16 protein-coding genes, 1 tRNA gene and 1 pseudogene are annotated in these 15,461 nt (G+C 37.0%); 6 read left to right on the forward strand and 12 right to left on the reverse strand.

Features of this window, described 5'->3' with window-relative positions; all coding sequences use genetic code 11:
- Positions 1-426: 426 nt before the first annotated feature.
- From HCN_RS00115 to HCN_RS00140, 10 genes are all read right to left on the reverse strand, one after another.
- Complete coding sequence (locus HCN_RS00115; protein ID WP_133249497.1) at positions 427-723, reverse strand: hypothetical protein; 297 nt, start codon at positions 721-723, stop codon at positions 427-429.
- A 175-nt stretch (positions 724-898) separates the two neighbouring features.
- Complete coding sequence (locus HCN_RS11780; RefSeq protein ID WP_014666169.1) at positions 899-1,381, reverse strand: DUF5710 domain-containing protein; 483 nt, start codon at positions 1,379-1,381, stop codon at positions 899-901.
- Between the two features lie 24 nt (positions 1,382-1,405).
- The gene (locus HCN_RS11785; RefSeq protein ID WP_014666170.1) at positions 1,406-1,840 is read right to left on the reverse strand and encodes a hypothetical protein; all 435 of its coding nucleotides are present in this window, start codon (positions 1,838-1,840) and stop codon (positions 1,406-1,408) included.
- A gap of 79 nt (positions 1,841-1,919) precedes the next feature.
- The gene (locus HCN_RS11390) at positions 1,920-2,066 is read right to left on the reverse strand and encodes a hypothetical protein (protein WP_158309882.1); all 147 of its coding nucleotides are present in this window, start codon (positions 2,064-2,066) and stop codon (positions 1,920-1,922) included.
- Positions 2,063-2,344, reverse strand: a complete 282-nt coding sequence (locus HCN_RS00130; protein ID WP_014666172.1) for a type II toxin-antitoxin system YafQ family toxin — start codon at positions 2,342-2,344, stop codon at positions 2,063-2,065. Before HCN_RS00130 ends, HCN_RS11390 begins: the two co-directional genes overlap by 4 nt.
- Entirely contained in the window at positions 2,344-2,676 is a 333-nt protein-coding gene (locus tag HCN_RS00135) for a hypothetical protein (protein ID WP_014666173.1), read from the reverse strand. Before HCN_RS00135 ends, HCN_RS00130 begins: the two co-directional genes overlap by 1 nt.
- A gap of 341 nt (positions 2,677-3,017) precedes the next feature.
- On the reverse strand, positions 3,018-3,191 hold the full coding sequence (locus HCN_RS11395; RefSeq protein ID WP_158309883.1) for a hypothetical protein: 174 nt from the start codon (positions 3,189-3,191) through the stop codon (positions 3,018-3,020).
- A gap of 1 nt (position 3,192) precedes the next feature.
- Positions 3,193-3,291: a replication/maintenance protein RepL gene (locus HCN_RS12525; protein WP_081495216.1), complete on the reverse strand. Its 99-nt coding sequence runs from the start codon at positions 3,289-3,291 to the stop codon at positions 3,193-3,195.
- Between the two features lie 35 nt (positions 3,292-3,326).
- Complete coding sequence (locus HCN_RS12295; protein ID WP_014666174.1) at positions 3,327-3,458, reverse strand: hypothetical protein; 132 nt, start codon at positions 3,456-3,458, stop codon at positions 3,327-3,329.
- Between the two features lie 593 nt (positions 3,459-4,051).
- Positions 4,052-4,127, reverse strand: a tRNA-Phe gene (locus tag HCN_RS00140).
- A 309-nt stretch (positions 4,128-4,436) separates the two neighbouring features.
- Here HCN_RS00140 and HCN_RS00145 point away from each other — a divergent pair.
- The 6 genes and pseudogenes from HCN_RS00145 (at position 4,437) to HCN_RS00170 (ending at position 12,991) form a co-directional block, all read left to right on the forward strand.
- On the forward strand, positions 4,437-4,640 hold the full coding sequence (locus HCN_RS00145) for a hypothetical protein (RefSeq protein ID WP_014666175.1): 204 nt from the start codon (positions 4,437-4,439) through the stop codon (positions 4,638-4,640).
- 122 nt (positions 4,641-4,762) lie between these two features.
- Positions 4,763-5,143 (forward strand): PDC sensor domain-containing protein, encoded by a 381-nt coding sequence (locus HCN_RS00150; protein WP_014666176.1) that lies wholly within the window; start codon positions 4,763-4,765, stop codon positions 5,141-5,143.
- A gap of 464 nt (positions 5,144-5,607) precedes the next feature.
- Positions 5,608-6,198, forward strand: a pseudogene (locus HCN_RS12530) (methyl-accepting chemotaxis protein); the annotation flags it as partial.
- Positions 6,199-6,459: 261 nt separating this feature from the next.
- Positions 6,460-7,554, forward strand: a complete 1,095-nt coding sequence (locus tag HCN_RS00160) for an NAD(P)-dependent alcohol dehydrogenase (RefSeq protein WP_014666178.1) — start codon at positions 6,460-6,462, stop codon at positions 7,552-7,554.
- A gap of 91 nt (positions 7,555-7,645) precedes the next feature.
- A complete protein-coding gene (locus HCN_RS12535; protein WP_041309469.1) occupies positions 7,646-12,031 on the forward strand; it encodes a restriction endonuclease subunit S in 4,386 nt (1,461 codons plus the stop codon).
- Between the two features lie 147 nt (positions 12,032-12,178).
- Positions 12,179-12,991 (forward strand): TSUP family transporter, encoded by an 813-nt coding sequence (locus HCN_RS00170; protein WP_230197851.1) that lies wholly within the window; start codon positions 12,179-12,181, stop codon positions 12,989-12,991.
- 8 nt (positions 12,992-12,999) lie between these two features.
- Here the strand turns inward: HCN_RS00170 and murD are convergent, their stop codons facing one another.
- Both murD and mraY read right to left on the reverse strand, forming a co-directional pair.
- Positions 13,000-14,265, reverse strand: a complete 1,266-nt coding sequence (gene murD / locus HCN_RS00175) for a UDP-N-acetylmuramoyl-L-alanine--D-glutamate ligase (protein ID WP_002956105.1) — start codon at positions 14,263-14,265, stop codon at positions 13,000-13,002.
- Positions 14,266-14,292: 27 nt separating this feature from the next.
- Positions 14,293-15,372: a phospho-N-acetylmuramoyl-pentapeptide-transferase gene (mraY, locus tag HCN_RS00180; protein ID WP_002956106.1), complete on the reverse strand. Its 1,080-nt coding sequence runs from the start codon at positions 15,370-15,372 to the stop codon at positions 14,293-14,295.
- Between the last annotated feature and the right edge of the window lie 89 nt (positions 15,373-15,461).

Genomic DNA, 15,461 nt, shown 5'->3' on the forward strand with positions numbered 1-15,461 from the left:
TGCTTAATAGAAGTGGTGGCTCGAGGCGGAATCTTACACAATACTTTAAACAGCCTATGCATAGCATTTCAGTAACTATTTAAATTTTACATTTCCTTTATACTTTCCATAATTCTTAATTTTTTGCATTATCCACGATGATAAATGCTTCGCATTTCTAATCGTGTGATTAACACCAAAATAAAAATACTCTTAAAAAGCGTGGAATCCTATCAAAAATCAAAAAAAACTATGCAATATTAGTTAGTGTTTTAATATGGTTTATTTTGGCTTTAAATGCATTTTTTTTCTTTTTGGTGTTTCAAATCTGCTTGTTTAGAAATACGAAGCATAAGCGAAGTATTTATCAACAAGCATTGAAAAAATCACGCGGAGCAACGCTCCACTAGGGTTTTTTCAAAAAAAAAAAAAAATGAAAATTTGATTTTATCTCTCAAAGTCTTTGTTTTTGCGTGTTTGTGTGAAACTAGAATCTAAATCCTGCTCTTGTAGTTTGTTTTGCTCTAATTCTTTAAGTCTGTTAGCTAACATTCTTACACCTATTTCTATTGATTGATAACTTTTGCTCTCTCTGCCTACAATTTGAGCTATTTCATTTAATGCTCTATCTTTTTCATTTTCTGCTAGTTTTGTCTTTGCAAGCTCTTGTCTTAATAGTTCATTTTCTTGCACTAGATTGCTAGGCTCAATAAATGTTGTGGTGGCATAGGTTGTCATAATCACAATGGAATCGTAAGGAGAAGCAATGGCAATGGGTTTTCTCTCTCCGCTTGTTGCGATATTTGGCTCTTTGCTAACTTTATCATTTGCTTCTTGTAGGGTTGTTTTTAGGGCTTCAATCTCGGCTTTATGCCTTTCTTGTATCTCTTGCTTTGCTTCTGCAATAGCGGTGTTTAAATCATCTTGGGTAATTTTTTTTCTTTTTGGCGTTCTCTAATGAAGCTTGTGCGGTGTTGCGTTCGCCACGCACCTTATCAAGTGCTTTATCTTTTTCTGCCACTTTATCGTGTAATTCTGCGATTTCTTGGGATTTTGTCTTAAAGTTTGGTAGCCACCATTTAGCAAATGGAGTGCAATCTACTTGTGGGATATACCATTGCTTTTTCTCTTTGTCCCACTTAGCTCCTAGTGCTTTGGCTTCATCTTTTTCATTGTATGGGACATTGAGATAGATTATCTCGTTTTTATCGCTTGTGAGTTTGATTTGTGATTCTTGTGGCTCTTGCGTAATTTGGTCTTTTAGTTTTGTGATAGCAGATTGTAGAATTTCACGCTCTTTTTGTATTTTTGTTTCTTGTTTGATTTCATCAGCAAGTTTGGCAAAATATCTAGGCTCTATGCGTTCTCGCTTACTAACACGCTTATCAATACCCCGCTCCATTTGTAGAATCTCAGCGACTTCGGTTTATATTTGTCGCAATATGCTAGGCGTGATAAGCTCTCGGCGATAATTGTTTCTTCCACTTTCTTTATCAAGTGTAATAAACTCTAAATGAGCGTGGTGATTGATTCGCTCCTGCCCACTTTCATCAATATGCCCTTCATCTCTATGGATAGCAATTTGATAGCATTGAAAGCCATATTTAGCTTCAAAATGCTTTGCAAGTCTTTCTAAATCCTGCATTGTGGTATCAGGCTTGATATTGCAAACAGCACTCCATTCAAAGCTTTTGGCTTGTAGTCTTTGCCCTGTGTGTACAGTGTCTGCCCTACTTGCTTCATCTATGAGTTTTTGTTTGAGAATTTGAGCTTCCCTATTGTCTACGCTATTACGCTCCATGCCCATACCGCCACTTTCTAACAAATAGCTAGGTGGCTCTGTGCGGTCATTGTGACACATTTGGATAGGGTTTGATTTTTTTGAAACTTATGCTTCCTTTTTGGTTGCGTGGTGCATTTTTGCTGGATTTAAATGAGCTTTAACTTGGGCTTTTTGTTGGGTTTTTTTCCTGTAATTTTTGGCTTTTGTAATTTGTGCTAATGCTTTTTTTTGCTTGTGGTGTATAAACTTGTTTGGGTCGCCACTGCCTTGCTTCAAGCTCTTCTTCTAACTCTTGTTTTGTCATTTGCTAAATCGCTTAAAAAGGTTGTTGTGATTATCTATTGCATAGAGAGTAAGCATTGTGTCAGTAATTTTATAAAGCACTAAAATATCGCCTTTTAGGTGAAACTCTCTATAATCTTTGAGTTTTCCTTGTAGTTGGTGGTCTTTATATTTTGATTCTAGTGCTTCGCCACTGCGGAGCTTGTCTAACAATGGATTGAGAATTGTTAGGTCAAATCCATTTTTGGCTAATACTTGTGCATCTTTAAAGAAAGATTTTTTATATTCAAGCTCACGCATTAGAGATTATTCCTACTTGCCTGCTCCATAGCCTTAAGTATATCTGTCGGCTCATTTGATGGAGTAATGATAGCTGTCTCGCTCGTTAAAGATTCTAAACACTTTTTAGTTGGCTCTAGCTCCTGCTCCATTTGCATTATTTGTTTTTGGCGTATTTTTATTTGTGCCTTTTGAACTTCTATTAGATTGTTTTTTAAGGCTTCAATTTTCTTTTCAGCCTTAATTCTTGTTGCGTCAAATTCTTTTTGTGTTTGTGTGATTTGTTTATGAATTTTCTGCTCCAAATTTGTAAGCTTTCTGCTTGAATAAGTTTCTAATACTGCTGCATTCATTGTCTATCCTTTTTAAGATTGATTGAACTTGTGAAATCATATCTTAAACAAATTAACCTTTTAAGGTGGATAATTTGCAAATTATCCACCTTTGACAAGTTCAAGGCATTAATTTGCACCGCGTGGCTCTAAATATTAGATTCTACTCGTTTCATAAAAGCCTTTGGTTTATATGCGAGACATTTTGGGCTGCCATTTTATAATCACACAAGATTCTTTTTTGGTGTCTATCGCTATTTTTTAGAAATGCAGAGCATTTATCAAAATAGCATCAATCTCTTTATGTTTATCAAATAGAATCTTTCTAGCTACGCGACCCACTCGGCAGTTTCCTAGTATCTTTAGCCATTATCACAGCTATACTTTACTGCTATTGTGGCATTTTTCTTATCACTTCCAAAGGCACATATAAATTTGGGGTTTATCGCATAAATAGAGCCTTGTTTTTTCATAAAATCATTAGCAATTAGATATTGAAATGTTTCTATGACAATAGGCTTTGAAATGTGGCTCACTCTAGACCTGTGCTTGGGACATTGTAAGCTGATTCTCGCTGTTTAGGTTGTCAAGTATAAATTCCACCACATCAATTTTTCGTCCTGCTATCAGTTCCATAAAGTGTTCTAAATAGACACGCCGCCAACCGCGTTTTATATTGCCATACGGAACTTTTTTTCAACATATTCTAGTTCCATTATTTCGCCTGTTTCCATATCTTGCACCACGCCTTTGCCTACATAATGGGTTTTTATGCCTGTATCTTTGGTAATTGACATGGTCATTTTTATCTCCTCTCAGTCGTTAAGAATTCTAATAAAATAAAGGTAAATAGGTCAAATGCATATTTACCAATGAGTTAAAATTTCTTGACTCATTGGTAAAAAATATTGACTTCTAAAAAACCCTTGTAATATCCTACTTAACGATGTTTATCGCATTTTTCTAAAAAATTACTCTTTGTATGTTCTTATATATAATTTCACGTGTGTGCGTACGAATAAATTTCACCTACCAAAAGTTCATAAATAATTAGAATTATTGGTATATTATGGACTACTTTTTGGGGAATTTTGGCGGTATTTGTAGGTCGCCAGAATAGAACTTGTTTTGAATACAAAATTGTTATAAAACATCGTATAGTAGGTCATTACAAGGATTTTTTCAAAAAAATTCTCTTCTCTAAAGAGAATATATTACAATTACAGGCACGAGTGATACATATATGCGAAAATTTACCTTTCCTATCTAAGCTCTTGCCATAATTTTTTCCAAAATAAGTAGAAAACAAATGATAGTCAAATGAAAAGATAAGAGCCTTAAACAGCGGTATTTGGTAGTTATTTGAAAACAAATGAAAGTGAAAGAAAGGTAATCGTGGTGGCTCGAGGCGGAATCGAACCACCGACACGGAGATTTTCAGTCTCCTGCTCTACCGACTGAGCTATCGAGCCATACAAAAAAAGAGTGCGGATTATACTCTGCTTGGTTTGAAATTTGGCTTAAAAAGTGTGAGAAATATTAAAAATAGATTCTATTTAACATCTCTTTTTTATGAAAAATATGAATTTTCATAGTAGCAGTATTAAATTTTGTTGAGTTAAAATGGCTCGTAGTTAGAATGAAAACAAGGATACTTTACACTTAATTTACAAAATTTATGCAAATATTACTTCAAATTTGGATTTTTTACTATATAACCCCAAATTCATTGTGCGATACCAAGTAAGCACATTATTTTAGAATCTGAAATTGAGGGTTAAATGTTAAAAAGTGTGAGTGGAAAGATTGCTATCACAATCGTGGCATTGCTTCTTGTGTCGTTTGCATTGTTGTCTTTGGCGAGTTTCTCTCTTGCTAAATTCAGCATTGTTACAAGCGTGGCACACGGCAAACAGGAGAGTGTGAAAAATGCGGAGAACTTTATCAACGCATATTTTGAATCTAAACTTCACTTCGTAGAATAGATGGCACAGGATATTGCCCAAAGTGGCGATATGTCTTATGGTACAGTTGCTAAGAAGTAGAATATGCTTTTAAGCTCACTCCGCATCTTGATGTACTATACATCGGCTATGAAGCTGATGGATTGTTGATTAAAACAGATATTCAGTCAAAAAATAAAGCTTATATCCTTGATAAAAGCAAAGGCTTTGATTCTCGCACACGCGAGTGGTATCAAGCAGCTAAAAAGACAATGGAATCTGGACTTTCACGACCTTTTAATGATATCACAACAGGCGAGTTGATTACTACGGATTTTAGCCTACTTGTAGTAGATGGTAAGCTCGTGGGTGTCATAGGGGCAAATATATTTCTCAAAGATTTACAGCACGATTTTGTATCGCTTAAAACAATACTAAGTAGCTCGGTGTATCTCGTTGGCTTTGATGATAGAGGCAATTATAATATCGTGTATTCTGATGAAAAAGTGCTATTTTCGCAAGATTCACAAAGAAATGAAGTATAGATTTTCTATACACTCATACACCCAAAACGCCTAACACTCCATCGGAAATTATCCATTATACCTATAGTGGCATAGAAAAAATGGCAGTGTGTATTCTTAATGACCAAAACTGGCTCCTCTGCCGACGAATTCTGAAGAATATTTTGAGCAGGAGTTATATTCACTTTTGATGTCTCAAGTTGGGTTGTTTTTTTGTCGTTGTTGTGATTGTGGCGATTGTGTTGTATTGGATTGTGGTGTATCAGCTACACCATATCAAAAATATCACGCAAAGACTTTTAAGCTTTTTTGACTTCATCAATTATAAGACTAAGGATACGCCACTTTTAGATTTGCAGACACAAGATGAGTTTAGCGTGATGGCAATGGCGATTGATGAGAATATTACAAACACTAACGAATCGCTTTCAAAAGATAAACAAGCTATCGCTCAAACGCTAGAAGTTGTCAAAGCCATAGAATCTGGCAATATGACAGCACGGGTGAATGTGAAGCCCACTAATCTACAGATCAAAGAGCTTGGCGAGATTTTGAATAAAATGTTAGCCGTATTAGAATCTAAAATAGGTGCGGATATGAATATGATTTCTGCGGTATTTGCAGCGTATGAAAGACTTGATTTTACTCACTCTGTCAGTGCGGTAAGTGAGATTAACGCATCTATGCATAGCGTGAGTGAGCAAACTACAGAAGCTACCGCTCAAGCCCAAGATATTAAAAATATTGTGAGCGTGATTCAGGATATTGCCGAGCAGACAAATCTCTTAGCACTTAATGCCGCTATTGAAGCCGATCGTGCTGGGGAACACGGACGGGGCTTTGTGGTTGTGGCTGATGAGGTAAGAAAACTTGCTGAAAAAACAAGCAAATCGCTAGGCGAGATTGAAGCAAACATTAATATGCTTGTGCAAAGTGTCAATGAGATTTCAGAAGCAGTCAATGAGTAGACTTTGGGACTGACACAGATTAATGATTCTATTAATCAGATTCAGATGATTACGCAAGAAAATATCCAAATCGCGGACTTGACAAATGGCATTGCAAGTGAGATTTAAGCCGATGTGCAGAAAAAGAAATTTTAACTTACCCTAGATTCTACAAAGCATAAGGCGTTGTAGAATCTTAAACTTTAGGGTTGTGGCGACTGCCACACAGCCCTTTTATTTTTTGACATCTTCTCTCTTGACAAACACTAGGTGTTAGGCTTTATAATATCGCTCTTAAAGATTTTATATGTTTGTCTAAACCGCTTGTTAGCATTTTTCATAGACAAATATTATAGAATCTTAGCTATTTTACTACCCAAAGGAATTTTTATGCTTTTAGAAGAAAACTTAGCCCAAGCCAACAATGGGCAAAAAATCACCGCAAAAGGCTATGCAGTTACGCACAAAGATGATACATTTAAGCCATTTAGCTTCACTCGCCACGCAATGGGTGAGAATGATATTTTACTTGAGATTCTGTATGCTGGAATCTGCCATAGCGATATACACTCCGCTAGAAGTGAGTGGAAAGAGGGAATTTATCCTATGGTCCCCGGGCACGAGATAGCCGGGCGTGTGGTAGCTGTGGGCAAAAATGTGAGTAAGTTTAAGATCGGCGATTATGCGGGGGTTGGCTGTATGGTGAATTCCTGTGGGGAGTGTAGTGCTTGCAAGCAAAGCCAAGAGCAGTTTTGCGAGAATGGCAAGGCGGTTTTTACCTATGATTGCCTTGATTGCTTCCACGATAATGCCCCAACCTATGGCGGCTACTCAAATAATATCGTTGTGAGTGAAAACTTTGCGATACAAGTGCCGCACAATGCCCCGCTGGAGAAAGTCGCTCCACTGCTTTGTGCTGGGATCACCACTTATAGCCCCTTAAAATTTAGCAAAGTAAAAAAGGGCGATAAAGTCGCAGTAGCGGGATTTGGCGGACTTGGGCTTATGGCGGTGAAATACGCCCTGTATCTTGGGGCGGAAGTGAGTGTCTTTGCACGAAATACACTTAAGGCTCAAGTTGCTAAGAATCTAGGCGTGAAAGCCTTTTACACAAGTGCGAGTGAATGCAAAGAGCGATTTAACTTTATCATATCTACCATTCCTACGGCTTATGATATCAATAGCTATGTGGATTTGCTGAAATTTGGCGGTGAGATGGCGATTGTGGGGCTGCCGCCTGTGGAGCTAAAAACGCATATTGATGTAACAAGGCTTGTTTTTTCTGCGGGGAAAAAGGTGTATGGCTCACTCATTGGCGGCATAAAAGAGACGCAAGAAATGCTAGATATTTCCGTGCAGCAGCGAATCTACCCTGAAGTAGAAATCATTAGTGTAAATGACATTGACAAAGCATATAGCAATCTTACAAGCGGGAAGGCAAGATTCCGCTATGTGATTGATATGGGAAGCTTGGAGGGGGAGTAAAGGCACAGCAAAGATTCTAGCAGAATCCTTGCTATCTGGTATATTCTACCCAAAGCATATTGATACATTTTATTTAAGACAAAGGCGTTTAATGATTACACAAGATAATTTACAAGAAGTGCTAGAGATTTTGGGGTTTGAATCTCTCTCTACGGGGGGGGGGGGGGGCAAAAAGCCAAAATTTAAAAGTCTAGAGTCTAAAATAGCAGAATCCAACAAGTTAGAATCTAAACAAGCACATATCTACACAAAGACCATAAACTCCTACATAATGCAAGTGGATTTTGCTAACCAAAAGCTTATTTACCCACAAGGGATAAAGATACACGACACCACGACTTCAAACTTCTCTCACCCTGAAAATTTTGTAGTCTTTGAATGTGTGCATAGATTATTAGAAAAAGGCTATAAAGCAGAATCTTTAGAGCTAGAGCCAAGATGGCAGCTAGGCAGAGAAGCAAAAAGTGGCAAAGCCGATATTCTAGTATATGATAATAAAAATGCCCCTTACTTACTCATAGAGTGCAAAACCGCAGGAGAAAATACCAAAAACAAAAGCGAATTTAGCAAAGAATGGGAGAGAATGAAAGAAAATGGCGGACAACTTTTTAGCTATTTTCAGCAAGAAAAATCCACAAAATTTTTGTGCCTTTACGCCAGCGATTTAGAAGCAGAATCTAAAAGTATCAAATATCAAAATTACATTATCCAAGCCTTTGATAATGACGAATACTTGCAAGAAAACGATATAGAAAAATCCTACAAAAAAGCAAGTAATAACACCGAGCTTTTTGCAGTATGGAAAGAGAGCTATGAATTGCAATTTTTCACGCAAGGCATTTTTGAAAATGATGTGAATGCTTATAAGATTCTAGAGACAACCCCCACTTTTTCTAAGCTAAAAGAGCTAAAAGAAGAGGGTAAATACCACGAGTTTGCTAAGATTTTACGCAAACATAATATTTCAGGCAAGGAAAATGCCTTCGATAAACTTGTAAATATCTTTTTATGTAAAATCTATGATGAAAGCTTTAATAAAAACAATCTTAAATTTGGTTATTTTGGCGTTATGGCAGATACTTATGCGAGTATGCAAGATAGGCTAATGCTCCTTTACAAAGAAGCGATGAGTGAGTTTTTGGGCGAGGAGATTACCTTTGTCTCTAATGATGATATAGAAAAAGCCTTTAAAAAACTTCACGCAAACGATTTAAAAGCCCAGATTCAAAAGCATATCAAAGAGCTTAAATTCTACTCCAACAACGACTTTGCCTTTTTAGAAGTGCATAATAAAGAGCTATTCTTACAAAACGCCATAGTGCTAAAAGAAATTATCGAGCTTTTTGCTCCCTACAAACTCACGCAAAATTCCACCAATCAATTCTTAGGCAATCTTTTTGAGCTTTTCTTACAAAAAGGTATGAAGCAAGATGAAGGGCAGTTTTTCACCCCGATTCAAATTTGTGAATTCATTATGTATTCCTTACCGCTAGACTCTATGACAAAGGCTTCTAAGCCTTTAAAAGTGCTTGACTTTGCTTGTGGGGCAGGACATTTTCTAAACACTTATGCAAACGAACTGAAACGCTACATTAAGCAGGATTTGCAAGAGCATTACAAACAAATTTATGGCATTGAGAAAGAATACCGCTTAAGTAAAGTCGCAAAAGTCTCTTCTGCAATGTATGGACAAAATGAAATCAATATCCTTTATGCAGATGCCCTTGCCACACACGAGCTAGAAAATCCCAAAACAGATAAAGGCAATAAGCAAAAACCCCAAATCAATAACCACAGCTTTGATTTACTTATCGCTAATCCCCCTTATTCCGTTAAAGGCTTTTTAGAGACCTTGAGTGCTAAATCCAAAAAGATCTACACGCTTTTTACTAATGATATAAATATAGAGACAAATAACGCCATTGAATGCTTTTTTATAGAGAGGGCAAACCAGCTTTTAAGAGATAATGCAAAAGCCGCCATTATCCTGCCAAGCTCTATTTTAAACAAAGATGGCATTTATAAAAGCACAAGAGAGATTTTATTTGCTAATTTTGATTTTATCGCTATTGTAGAGTTAGGCTCTCAAACTTTTGGGGCGACAGGCACAAATACCATTATTCTATTTTTACGCAAAAAGGAAAATTACACACCAGAAAATACAACCATTTCGCAAGATTATAGCAATATCAAAAACTACATAGAAAGCGGCAATTTATTACGCAATGAAACCTATAAAAATTATGTTAAAGCCTTTAATGCCTATTGTGATTTTAGGGGCTTTGATAAAGGGGAGTATGAGAGCTTTTTAAATGGGAGTTTAGAATCTCAACTTGTCATTATGAGCGTAGCGAATAATCTCAAAAAACACAATAGAGATATTTCGCCTATGGCTCAATATGACAAAAATTTAGAATCTAATCATAATTTAGACAAAGCCCCAAGTGAAACCAAAGACACAGAACAAAATATTAAAAGCCCTCAAAGCACAACACAGCTTTTAGGGCTAGATACTTTTAAAGAATACCACGCCGCCTTTAAAGAAACAAGCGATTATAAAAAGCTAGTAGAATCCAAAGCTTATAAAGATTCTAAAGACAAAGACACCTTAACGCACAACGCCTTTTTAGCTTACGCAAGAGCGATAGAAAAAGATAAATTACTCTATTTCTCTCTAAGTTTCAATCAAGCCCCTATCATCATCAAAGCCCCAAATGATAACAAAGAGCAGAAAAGATTTTTAGGCTATGAATGGAGTAATCGCAAAGGCGATGAAGGCTTAAAAGAGCTAAATAGCCCCTACCTTAGCCCCCTTTTTGAAAGGGATAATCCACACAATCCAAACAAACTAGCCCACCTTATCCGCCAAGCGTTTTTAGAAATCTCTAGCCCTATCCCACAAGATTTAAGCCCCTATGCTTTTAAGGCAAAACTCATAGATATGCTAGACTTTAGCAAAGTAGATTTTAATAAGGCTATAAGTTTAAATCCTATCAATTCACAAGGCGAGGGCAAGGCACAAAATCCTTTTGAAAATTGTAAATTTGAGTTGGTGAAGTTAGGGGAAGTTGTTGTAGAAATTATCAATGGTTCTACTCCGTTAAAAAACATAAGAGAATATTGGAATAGCAACGATATTCATTGGCTTACAACGCCAGATTTTAAAGAAAATGTTTTTATAGAATCCACTTCTCAATTTGTTTCAAAAAAAGCTTTGCAAGACAAAAAAGTAAAAATCGTCCCTAAAGAATCTGTATTATTGACTTGCACAGCCACAATCGGCAAATGTGTTATCAATAAAATTGAACTTACCACTAATCAACAAATAAATGCCTTAATATGCGATGATTCAAAAATTATAAATCGTTATTTAGTCTATATTTTAAGGCTATCAAAACAAACACTAGAAAATTCAACAACAAACCCAACAGTTAAGCATATCAATCTTACAACGCTTAAAAATCTAAAAATCCCCCTGCCGCCTTTAGAGATTCAAAAGCAAATCGTAGCAGAATGTGAAAAAGTAGAAGAGCAGTATAACACCATACGAATGAGTATAGAAAAATACCAAGAGTTGATTAAAGCGATTTTAGTCAAATGCGGTATTATTGCAAATACTGATGAATCTATCGGGGGGGGGGGCAGTAGAGACTTCATCACTTCCTTGCTAGATTCTATACAAGAGTTAGAATCTAAGCTAGATTTTGACCTTTTGACTAGTTGTATCAACTCCGCCCCTTGTCATACTGAGCGTGAGCTAGTATCTACAAATACAGAATCTAACCCTGTCATTTTGAGCAATAGCGAAAAATCTAAAAATAAGCTAGATTTTTCGCCTTTTTCAAAGGCTCAAAATGACAACCTAAAAACCCTTTTAGATTCTATCCCCACCCCACCACCGCAAGGATGGGATACAATCAAGCTCGGCCAAGTATGCGAAATTATAAGAGGAATAACATACGACAAAACAGAGCAAACAACGGAAAAGACACAAAATATAGTATTAACTGCGGATAATATTACCCTTAACAACACCTTTGAGCTTTCAAAAATGATTTATCTTAAGCAAGATTTTATAGGAGATAAAAATAAAATTTTGCGAAAAAATGATATTTTTATGTGTTTTTCAAGTGGAAGCTTAAAACATATAGGAAAAGTGGCTTTTATAGATAAAGATACCGAATACTATGCTGGAGGATTTATGGGAATTTTAAGAAGTCGTTTTAATGCAAAATTTGTTTTCTATACTATTGCAAATGATGATTTTAAACAAAAACTTGAAAATTCTGCAACAGGTTCAAATATCAACAATTTATCAGGCAAAATTAACGACTTGAAAATCCCCCTCCCGCCCCTTGAAGCACAAGAGAAAATTATATCCGTTGTTGAAAAGATAGAATCCACCATCAGCCTTTTAGAGTGCCACAAGCCAGAATCTAAAAATAGCGAGATTTTGCAACACTTTTTGCAAGGGTAGTAATAAGCATAGCATTATGTCCTAAGCAAATGCTTATGTATAATATCATTAAAAATCTGTTGTGGTTTAAAAATCTTATGTATTGTAGAATCTAAGTGAAATAAGAGACAGAAATCCTTGGAAAAAATTTTATGATTTAGCAAGGCTATGGCTAGAAAAGTCAAATCAAAAGCAAAATCAGGTGGCAAAATGTTTGATAGTATGTTTAATGATATAGGAGCATTTTGGTATATTGTGCTATTTGTAGCTTCTATCTTTGGTGGGCTTGTAGGCTCACTCTCTGGTGGGGCTGGAATGATAACTATGCCCTTGCTTTTGTTGAGTGGATTAAATCCGCTTCAAGCCCTAGCGACAAATAAGCTTCAAGCCTGTGTGGGTTCATTCACCGGAGCGGCTCATTATTATAAGGGTGGTTTGGTGGATTTGGGGCAAAGTCGCATTTGCATTGCCATAGCGGTGATATTTTCTGGCTTGGGGGCTTTTGCTGTGCAGTTTGTATCGCTTGAGATTCTATCTAAAATCCTGCCTTTTGTGATGATTCTTGTAGGAATGTATTTTTTGTTTTCACCAAAGCTAAGTGATAAGGATAGGGCAAAATCCCCGTGTCCATTTTTGCTCTATATGTCCTGTGCAGTGGCAAGTGTGTATGGTGGGCTTTTGGGTGTGGGGATAGGCTCTTTTGTGCTGATGATATTTGTTAGTATAGCAGGTTACGGCTTGAGTAAAGCCCTAGCACACTCTCGCGTTCTTGTTTTTAGTGGCAATCTCTCTTCTACTTTGCTTTTTATCATAGGTGGGAATGTGCTGTGGATTCTAGGTATATTAATGTGTGTGGGGCAGATGATAGGAGCGACTTTGGGAGCGAAACTTGCCATAAAACACGGAGCGATTATCCGCCCTGTGGTGATTTGCCTATGCTTTATTATATCTATAAGGCTGATTATTAAAGGGTTTTTTTAGTGTTAATCTTACTCATTTTTTAGGGCAAGTGAGACAAAGAGTTCGCCCCTCTCTTTATAGGAGCTAAATTGATCCAAACTTGCCGCAGCGGGGGATAGCAAAACGACATCTTTAGAGGCATCTTTAGTGTCTGGTGCGCGTTTGGTATGGATTTTACTCATAGCGTTTGTGAGATTTTCACATTTTGTAAGGGGGATACCATACTGCTTTGCCAAAGTAGCTAAACGCTCTTCATTTGCCCCAATGCTAAAAATCTCAATATCCGCTCCCTGCATAGATTCAAAAAGAGGCGTGAGATTTGCCCCTTTATCATCACCGCCTAAGATAAGCATAAGGTGAGTGTTAGCATAGCGTTTGATAGCCTGAATCGTAGCATCTACATTTGTGCCTTTGCTATCATCAACCCATAGGCGATTATGCTTATCATAAAACTCTTCAATCCTGTGTTTGCCTATGCTAAAGCTATTGAGCCGCTTAATATCATCAGCTCCACAAGCAAGTTTAGCAATGCTTAAAGCAATCACGCTATCAAGCAAAAAAGGCTCTTTAAAGACAATATCTTGCAGGGCGATAGAGCATTTTTGGGCGAGATCAAGGCTAGATTCATAAGTGATAAGATTGCCTTTGTATTGGGCTACTATCTTATGATTAACAAATTGTGCGGGGATAATGGCGTGAGTTAAATTATCCATAATTGTAAGCGGACTAAGCTTATCGCTAATGTAGTTTTCAAAACTGCCGTGCCAAGTGATATGATCTTCTTTCACAGGCAAAAGGGCGTAGATTCTAGGATAGGCTTTGTGTGTGTAGTGCAGGGTAAATGAGCTTGTCTCAAGCACCCATATTTTTGTGGCTTTGTTTTGATACAAAAGGGCTAAGGGTGTGCCGATATTCCCTCCGCTTTGTGCGTGATAAGGCTCTAAAAGCAAAGTTGTCATTTCAGTGGTGGTCGTTTTACCATTTGTGCCACTTATCCAAATGCTTAAAGGCGGATTTGCTTCCTTTTTTAAAAGCGTGTCAAAGTAATCATACTCACTTATAAGATTTTGTGCCCTTTGCACGAGCTGATGATAGGGCGGAATGCCCGGACTTAGAATCTCAATATCACTAGATTCTGGTTCAAAGGCATTTGAAGGGAGCAGGGCATTGCCAAAGCCATCTGTGCTTATAGTTTCAAACTTGTCATCATAAATATTAAGCTTATGTCCTTGATTATTAAGGAAGCTCACAAGTGGCGTAGTGGTAACCCCATAGCCAAAAATACTGATACGCATAGATGTTCCTTATAGATTCTTAGATTTTTAGCGGATTTTAAGGCTAAGAATGGCGATGAGATTTGCTAAAATCGCAATAATCCAAAATCGCACAATAATTTTATTTTCCGCCCAGCCCCGCACTTCAAAGTGATGATGAATAGGTGCCATAGCAAAGATTCTTTTCTTTCTATATTTATAGCTCCCCACTTGTAAAATCACCGATAATGCTTCAATCACAAAAATAATGCCAATGAGTAAGAGCAGAATCTCATTACTTGAAATAATTGCCATAAATGCGATGAATGCCCCAAGGCTAAGGCTTCCACTATCTCCCATAAAGACTTGAGCCGGGTGGCAGTTATACCACAAGAATCCAAAAAGCGCACCAATTAGGGCTACTGATAAAATAGCTAATTCCCCACTATCCACGACTTTGGGCCATAAAAGATAGCCAGAAAATCCTGCGTGTCCAGCCACATATACAAAAATGGAGAGTGAAAATAACGCACAAATGCTAGGCACAGTAGCCAAGCCATCAAGTCCATCGGTGATATTGACCGCATTGCTTGTGGCTAAAAATACAAGTATCCAAAATCCCAATGCAAGGACAGGGATTCCAGTGATTTTAAACGCACCTAAATCAAAAAGCGGATATTTCATAAATGGCACATAAAGATTTGTATTATGCCCGATATATAAAAGAGCAGAAGTAACAAGCAGTGCCACAACAAAGAGTAAAAAGAACTTCATCTTAGCACTCATTCCCGCATTACTTTTTGCTGATATTTTCATATAGTCATCTCTAGCTCCAATGAGTGCAAAGCTCACAATACAAAATAGCCCAAGCAACACATAGGGATTAAAAAGATTTGCACAGAGTAAAGAGGCAAAGAGCATACTTACAATAAAGACAATTCCGCCCATTGTGGGGGTGTTTTTCTTACCTTCGTGTGCGGCTACATAAGTGGATATGGGTTGATTAGCCTTTTTTGCCTTTGCCCACTTGATGAAACAAGGCATAAGCAGCACAGCACTTCCAAAGGCGAGAAAAAATGCCATTCCCGCACGGAAAGTAATGTAGGAGAAAATATTAATCCCAAAATGTTGGTAAAGCCAATAGAGCATATTTGAATCCTTTGGTAGTTATGTGAATCTCACATAAAGCTAGGGAATTTGATTTGGTTGGTGAAAGATTTTTGATTTTAGCTACAATT

It is taken from the genome of Helicobacter cinaedi PAGU611, from assembly GCF_000284635.1.
Classification (GTDB): domain Bacteria; phylum Campylobacterota; class Campylobacteria; order Campylobacterales; family Helicobacteraceae; genus Helicobacter_C; species Helicobacter_C cinaedi.